The following is a 7,774-nucleotide window of genomic DNA, read 5'->3' on the forward strand; positions in this document are numbered from 1 at the left end:
AGAACCCTTCCCTTTCCCCGGAGGTATAGCTCCGTCGAGGGGTCCTGCCCTCGCTTAAAGACGACATGGTCGTTGCAACTCCCAAAACTAAGGGGTGTTGCAACGACCACTAGAACCCAAGCTTGAGTGCCGCCGTCGGCCTTTGTGGGTGGTGCCCGCCTGGCCATGTTGAGACCCGGCGTCACACAACGGAACCGCCATCGGCTCCGGACCGGCAACGCCCTACCCTTGACAGGTGACATTGACTACGATCCGCACCGCCGCCGCGAGCTCCATCGCCGCCGCCGGCCTCCTGCTTACCCTCGCCGCCTGCTCCACCCCGGCGGCCAACCAGCCAAGTTCCTCCGCCCCGGCATCCTCCTCATCGGCTTCATCCAGCGCCAGCGCCGCTTCAACCTCCGCCGGCCCCTGCGCCGGCGTGAAGGTCATCGTCGATTCCGGCGCCCTGAAGCAGGCCGCCGCCGACACCTCCACCTGCGTGTCCGTGGACGGACCCACCGTGGCATCGGACGTGCTGGGCAAAGCCGACGTGAAGATCGAAGGCACCGCCAAGTACCCCACGAGCTTCGCGTGCCGCGTCAACGGCGTGCCCGCTGCGGACTTCGACATCAAGCACAAGGGTGGCACTACCCGCGAAGCGTGCGATGACAAAAACACGGTCTCTTATTGGGCCCTGTGGGTGAAGCCCGCCGCCGGCACGTGGGCTTACGCGCAGGAAGGCCTGGACAGCCTCAAGCTCAGCCCCGGTGAGAGCCTTGAACTGCTCTACACCGTGGACAACGAACCGGCAGCACCCGCGTCATGACCTTCCGGCCCGCGCCGTTGCGCGCAGCGGCAGTTCTCGCCGCTGTGTTCATCGCGGCGCGGGTCGTCTACCGCGTCCTGTTCAACGGGGCGGGTACCGGCAGTCCGGTCCTGCTCAATCTCCCGCCGCTGCGGCTGCCCGCCCCGTACGCCCATGTGGTGTTCCTGGGCCCGGTCACCGCCCCGGGGCTGTGGGCGGCGGTGCTGTCCGCGCTGCCGATCGCCCTGACCATCCTGGCTTTCGGGCTGCTCAACGCCTGGGTGGATGTATCCCGCGGTTTCGTCCGCCTGGCCCGCGGCGGCCCCCTGCAGGGCATTGCGCGGATGCTGGTGGTGGCGTGGGCGTCGCTCCCCGCCCTGTCCGACGCCGTGGCCTCCGTCCGCCTGGCCTTCCGGCTCCGGGGCGAACGGTTCGGGCCCCGGGCCCTGGTGCCGATCCTGGAGCGCACGCTGGAACACGCCGGCAGGGTGGCCGCGGCCTTGGAGCTGCGCGGCTTCGGGAGCCGGGGCACCTCCCACACGGATCACGACGGCGGCAGCCCACTTCAGGTGCGCGACGCGCAGTTCCGGATTGGTGAGGCCCAGCTCCAGGTTGGCAGTTTCGAACCGCGGCCGGGGACGCTGTCGGTGATGACCGGGCCTACGGGCTCCGGCAAGTCCACCATCCTCCGCGGCATCGCCGGGCTGCTCTCCCATGTCGACGGTGGGGAGATTTCCGGCACCGTGCGGGTCGGCGGGCTGGACCGCGTCGGCACTCCGCCGCGGGATACGGCCCGCATGGTGGGCGTGGTTCTGCAGAATCCCCGCGCCGCGTTCGCCACCAGCCGGGTCCGGGACGAGATTGCCCTGGCGCTGGAACTCCGCGGCGTGCCGTCCCTCGCCGGGAAGGCGCGAGTGCTGGAGGTGGCGCAACGGATCGGGGTAACGGCCCTGCTGGACCGGGACGTCAGCACCCTCTCGGCCGGTGAGGCCGAGCTCGTTGCCATCGCGGCCGCCGTCGTGGACCAACCCAGGCTTCTGCTGGTGGACGAGCCCCTGGCCGATCTCGACGCCACGGCCCGCGCGCGCGTCATCACCATCCTCAGTGCGCTGGCCCGCGAAGAAGGCGTCTGCGTCATCGTTGCCGAGCACCGGGCGGAGGCTCTGGTACCGGTTGCCGACGCATGGTGGACCATCCGGGATGCGGCGCTGGTGCCCGGTACTGCGCCGTCCCCTTCAACCCCGGCTGGTGCACATCCAGCGCCCGTTGCCGTTCCGGAGCAGCCCTCCGTGCTGACGGCGGCCCACCTCTCCGTGCACCACAAGGGCACGCCCCTGGTGCGTGACGCCTCGCTGGCCCTGCACCGCGGCGGGGTCGTGGCGCTGGTGGGGCCGAACGGGGCCGGGAAGTCGTCGCTGCTGGTGGCTCTGGCGCTGGGAAAGGGGACGCCGGGAACCGCCGGTGCAGGAACGGTCGACGGCGGCCGGGTCGCCCTGGTGCCTGACGCCTCCGACGACCTCTTCACCAGGGACACGGTTGCGGGCGAGCTTCGCGCGGCGGAACGGCGGCTGGCGCGTGGAAAGAAGGGTATACAGCCTGAACCCGGGTTTGCTGCTGCGCGTCTTGCCCGGCTGCGCGGAGCGGACGGAATACCCATCGGCCACGAGCATCCGCGGGACCTGTCCGCCGGCGAGCGCAGGATCCTGGCCATCGCGCTGCAGACCATGGACAACCCGGAGGTGCTGCTGATCGACGAGCCCACCCGCGGGCTCGATCCCGCCGCACGCGCAGCGGTTTCGGCGGCGCTGCGGGCTGCCGCGGACGACGGCACGGCCGTCCTGATCGCCACCCACGACCTTGACTTTGCCCACGGGCTGGGCGCCCGGATTCTGCCGATGCGGGACGGTCTGGCCCCGTCAGCAGAGCTGGAACCGATCCGGGAAGCATTCGTCCCGGCACCCGCGCCTGCCTTCACCTGGACGGCACCAGCGGCTGTCCAGGAGCAGGCCGTCACTGGGGGTGCACAGAAGCCCCACCGCCTCCGGCTGCCGCGGGGCGCCGAACTGACCGTCCTCGCAGCAGCCAACCTGCTCGCCCTCGCGGCGTTCTGCTGGCCTCTGCTCGCCGCGGCGCTCCCCCAGGACGCCGCCGCCGCAACCCCCTACATTGCCCTGGCCATCGCACCCGTGGCCGCGGTCGCCGTCGTACTTTCCCTGGACGGGTCCGTCCGCTCGGCACACACGGTGGCACTGCTCGGCGTGCTGGCCGCCGTTGGTTCCGCCGTCCGGGTGGCGAGCACCGGCGTCGGGGGCGTGGAAGCGGTGTTTATCCTGCTGATCCTGGCCGGCCGCGCCTTCGGTGCCCGGTTCGGGCTGCTGCTGGGCGCGGCGACCATCGCCGTGTCCAGCGCGCTGTGGGGCGGAATCGGGCCGTGGACGCCGTTCCAGATTTTCGCGTGCGCGTGGGTGGGCGCCGGGGCCGGGCTGCTCCCCCGCCGGGTGCGGGGAAGGGCGGAACTGTGGATGCTGGCCGGCTACGGCGTCGTGGCGTCCTACCTGTTCGGCCTGCTGCTGAACCTGTGGTTCTGGCCCTTCGCCGTGGGTGCGGGCACCGGCATTTCCTACGTTCCCGGAGCGCCGCTGGGCACCAACCTCAGCAGCTTCCTGCTGTACTCGCTGCTGACCTCGACGGCGGGCTGGGACACCCTGCGCGCCGTCACCACCGTTATTGGGATCGCCGTGGTGGGCCGCGCCGTCCTGGCGTCGCTAAGGCGGGTGAAGCCGGTGTCCGCCACGGACGGAAGGCAGGGCGGGCACTCCGCCAAGGACAGCGCCGCCCAGCCATCAGCCAGGCGGTCCCCCTCCGCCCGACCCAAGGACCGGCGCCAGCTCACACCTTGAAGTACTTGGCCTCCGGGTGGTGGAACACGAACGCGTCGGTGGACTGCTCGGGGTGCAGCATGAGCTCGTCGCTCAGGATGACGCCCATGCGCTCGGGCTTCAGCAGCTCGGTGACCTTGCGGCGGTCCTCCATGTCCGGGCAGGCGGGGTAGCCGAGCGAGAAGCGGGCGCCGCGGTAGTCCAGCTTGAAGTACCCCGCCGTGTCCTTCGGCTCCTCGGCCCCGAAGCCCAGCTCTTTGCGGATGCGCGCGTGCCAGAACTCGGCCAGCGCCTCGGTGAGCTGCATGACCAGGCCGTTGAGCTCGTAGTAGTCGCGGTACTGGTTGGCGGCGAACATCTTGGAGGTGAACTCCTCGATCCTGGAGCCGGCGGTAACCAGCTGCACGGGCAGCACGTCGATCTGACCGGACTCGCGGGACTTCACGAAGTCGGCCAGGCACAGGTGCCGGTCGCGGCGCTGCCGCGGGAAGTCGAAGCGCAGCCGGTCGGTGCCGAGCGGACCGCCCGAACCACCGTCGGGGGCGAGCAGGCCCGCGGTGCCGAGGACGCCGTCGGGATCCTCGCCGTGGTGCAGGACCACCACCTGTTCCCCTTCGGAGACCACCGGGAAGTAGCCGTAGGCGACGGAGGCGTCCAGCATGCCTTCGCCCAGGATGCGGTCCAGCCAGTAGCGCAGGCGCGGCCTGCCTTCGCGTTCCACCAGTTCCTCGTAGGAGGCGCCGTCCTCGCCGCGGCCGGGCTTGAGGCCCCACTGCCCCATGAAGGTGGCGCGCTCATCAAGGAAGGCGGAGTAGTCGTGCAGCGAGACGCCGCGGACGATGCGGGTGCCCCAGAACGGGGGCACGGGCACGGGGTTGTCGGTGGCGACGTCGGAGCGGCCGGGCATGGCTTCCGGTTCCGTGATTGTGAACTTCGCGCCGCCCTTGTGGATGCGCTTCTTCAACGGCGGCAGGCCGACGTCGTCCGGGGACTCGCCGCGGGCCACGCGGACCAGGGGTTCCATCAGGGACAGGCCTTCGAAGGCGTCCTTGGCGTAGCGGACCACGCCGTCGAACTGCTCGGCGAGGTCCTGCTCCACGTAGGCGCGGGTCAGGGCTGCGCCGCCCAGGATCACGGGCCACTTCTTGGCCAGGCCGCGGGACTGCAGCTCCGCGAGGTTTTCCTTCATCACTACGGTCGACTTCACCAGCAGCCCGGACATGCCGATCACGTCCGCGTTGTGCTGCTCCGCGGCGGCGATGATCTCGGCGATGCCCTGCTTGATGCCGATGTTGATGACCTTGTAGCCGTTGTTGGTGAGGATGATGTCCACCAGGTTCTTGCCGATGTCGTGCACGTCGCCGCGGACGGTGGCGATCACCATGGTGCCCTTGCCGGAGGAATCGGACTTCTCCATGTGCGGCTCGAGCAGGGCCACGGCGTTCTTCATGACCTCGGCGGACTGGAGCACGAACGGCAGCTGCATTTCGCCGGCGCCGAAGCGTTCGCCCACCACCTTCATGCCTTCGAGCAGGTGGTCGTTGATGATGCCCAGCGGGGTCATGCCCTCGCTGCGGGCCAGGTCCAGGTCTGCTTCGAGGCCCTTGCCTTCGCCGTCGATGATGCGCCGTTCCAGGCGCGCGCCGGTGGGCAGCGCGGCAAGTTCGGCGGCGCGCTGGTCCTTGAGTGCTGCGGTGTCGACGCCGGCGAACATGTCCAGCATGATGGCGAGGGGATCGTAGGTGGTGTTGCCGTCGGCGTCGTATTCGCGGCGGTCCCAGACCAGGTCCAGGGCCACCTTGCGCTGCTCATCGGGCAGCGATGCGAGCGGCACGATCTTGGCGGCGTCGATGATGCCGCTGGTCAGGCCGGCCTGGACGGCCGCGTGGAGGAACACGGAATTCAGGACGATGCGCGCTGCCGGGTTCAGGCCGAAGGACACATTGGAGACGCCGAGGGTGGTGTTGATGCCCGGGTACTTGGCGGTGATCTGGCGGATGGCCTCGATGGTTTCGATGCCGTCGCGGCGGGTTTCCTCCTGGCCGGTGGCGACGGGGAAGGTGAGGCAGTCAACGATGATGTCCTCGACGCGCATGCCCCATTCACCCACCAGGGAATCGATCAGGCGGGAGGCGATGGCCACCTTCCCCTCGGTGGTGCGGGCCTGGCCCTCTTCGTTGATGGTCAGGGCGATGACGGCGGTGCCGTGTTCCTTGACCAGGGGCATGATGCGGGCGAAGCGGCTGTTGGGGCCGTCGCCGTCCTCGTAGTTGACGGAGTTGACCACGGGGCGGCCGCCGATGAGCTCCAGGCCGGCCTTAAGGACGGGAGGTTCGGTGGAGTCGATGACCAGCGGGAGGGTGGAGGCGGACGCGAAGCGGGAGACGATCTCCTTGACGTCCGCGACGCCGTCGCGGCCCACGTAGTCCACGCAGACGTCGAGCAGGTGCGCGCCGACGCGGATCTGTTCGCGGGCGATGTCCACGCAGTCATCCCAGCGCTCTTCGAGCATCGCCTGGCGGAAGGCCTTGGAGCCGTTGGCGTTGGTGCGCTCACCGATGGCCAGGTACGCGGATTCCTGGTCGAAGTTCACGTGCTGGTAGAGGGAGGCGACGCCGGCTTCACGCTCTTCGGGGATTCTCGCCGGTGCGTTGTCTTCCTTGGTCGCCACGGCTTTGGCGCGGAAGGGCGCCAGACGTTCGACGACGGCGGCCATGTGTTCCGGCGTCGTACCGCAACAGCCGCCCACCAGGCCCAGGCCGAATTCGCGCACGAACTGTTCGTGCGCGGTGGCGAGTTCGGTGGGGGTGAGCGGGTAGTGCGCGCCATTGGCGCCGAGGATGGGCAGGCCGGCGTTAGGCATGCAGGCGATGGCCACGGAGGACTGCTTGGCGAGGTGGCGGAGGTGTTCGCTCATCTCGTCCGGGCCGGTGGCGCAGTTCAGGCCGATCGCGTCGACGCCGAGCGGTTCCAGGGCGGTGAGTGCGGCGCCGATTTCGGAGCCCATGAGCATGGTTCCGGTGGTTTCGACGGTCACTTCGACGAAGATGGGGAGGCGGATGCCCTTGGAGACGATGGCCTGTTTACAGCCGTTGACCGCGGCTTTGGTCTGCAGGAGGTCCTGGCTGGTTTCGATGAGGAAGGCGTCCGCTCCCCCGTCGATGAGGCCCTCGGCCTGCAGGGCGAAGGTCTGCTTGAGGTAGTCGTAGCTGGTGTGGCCCAGGCTGGGGAGCTTGGTGCCCGGGCCCATGGAGCCGAGGACCCAGCGCACGCGGCCGTCTGTTTCTTCTGCCGCTTCCGCGCGTTCGCGGGCGATTTGTGCGCCCTTTCTTGCCAACTCCTCGATGCGGTCATCGATGCCGTAGTCGGAGAGGTTGGACCAGTTGGCGCCGAAGGTGTTGGTCTCCACGGCGTCGATGCCGGTGGCGAAGTAGGCGTCGTGGATGTCCGCGATGACGTCCGGGCGGGTGTCGTTGAGGATCTCGTTGCAGCCCTCGAGGTTCTGGAAGTCTTCCTCGAGCGAGAGGTCCCGGCCCTGCAGCATGGTGCCCATGGCGCCGTCGGCAATGACCACCCGGTGGTTCACGGCGTCCAGCAGCTCCTGGGACCGGGCGGGACGGGGGACGGACTCGATGTCCAGTGCAAAACGAGGCATTTAAACAGGTTACGGGCGGGGGCGCCTGCGTTGCGCTGTGTGTCCGGATGCTACGGCCTGGTGAGTGCTTGGGCGTAGCTTTCGGACCGGCCCTCGCCATTGGTTCGGTTCCGAGCCCAATGCCGCTTCAGGATGCTGAGTCGAGGGTACAAGGATTTAGACTCCTCAACACGACAAGATGTTGTCAAACGCTGGCCACTCTTTCAAAGAGGAGGCTAAGAATGCTGCCTTTAAAGGCAGCAGGCTCAACACGAAAATGTTGGCTAGTGGTAAGTAGAGTTCGATGCGCCTTGATACCTAAAGGATCAATAGCCCTGCTGTGAGGGATGTTATCTGGCTCTTCGCGGTTGATGGGGAATTGAGTTCGTGTCGTTGAAGACAAAGGGGCCCGTGGCCCTGTTGGGATGAGTGTGTCTAAGCATTCAACCTGGAACAGGACCACGAGCCTTGAACGAG

3 protein-coding genes are annotated in these 7,774 nt (G+C 68.4%); 2 read left to right on the top strand and 1 reads right to left on the bottom strand.

The features are described from left to right. The first annotated feature begins 235 nt into the window (after positions 1-235). Both ACETK3_RS21095 and ACETK3_RS21100 read left to right on the top strand, forming a co-directional pair. Complete coding sequence (locus tag ACETK3_RS21095) at positions 236-805, top strand: hypothetical protein (RefSeq protein WP_373993577.1); 570 nt, start codon at positions 236-238, stop codon at positions 803-805. Continuing rightward, entirely contained in the window at positions 802-3,684 is a 2,883-nt protein-coding gene (locus ACETK3_RS21100) for an ATP-binding cassette domain-containing protein (protein WP_373993578.1), read from the top strand. Before ACETK3_RS21095 ends, ACETK3_RS21100 begins: the two co-directional genes overlap by 4 nt. Here the strand turns inward: ACETK3_RS21100 and metH are convergent. Then, positions 3,674-7,318: a methionine synthase gene (gene metH, locus ACETK3_RS21105; RefSeq protein ID WP_373993579.1), complete on the bottom strand. Its 3,645-nt coding sequence runs from the start codon at positions 7,316-7,318 to the stop codon at positions 3,674-3,676. The two genes, ACETK3_RS21100 and metH, sit on opposite strands and share 11 nt — an antisense overlap. Positions 7,319-7,774 lie beyond the last annotated feature (456 nt).

This window comes from Arthrobacter sp. E44, from assembly GCF_041877125.1.
Classification (GTDB): Bacteria; Actinomycetota; Actinomycetes; order Actinomycetales; family Micrococcaceae; genus Arthrobacter.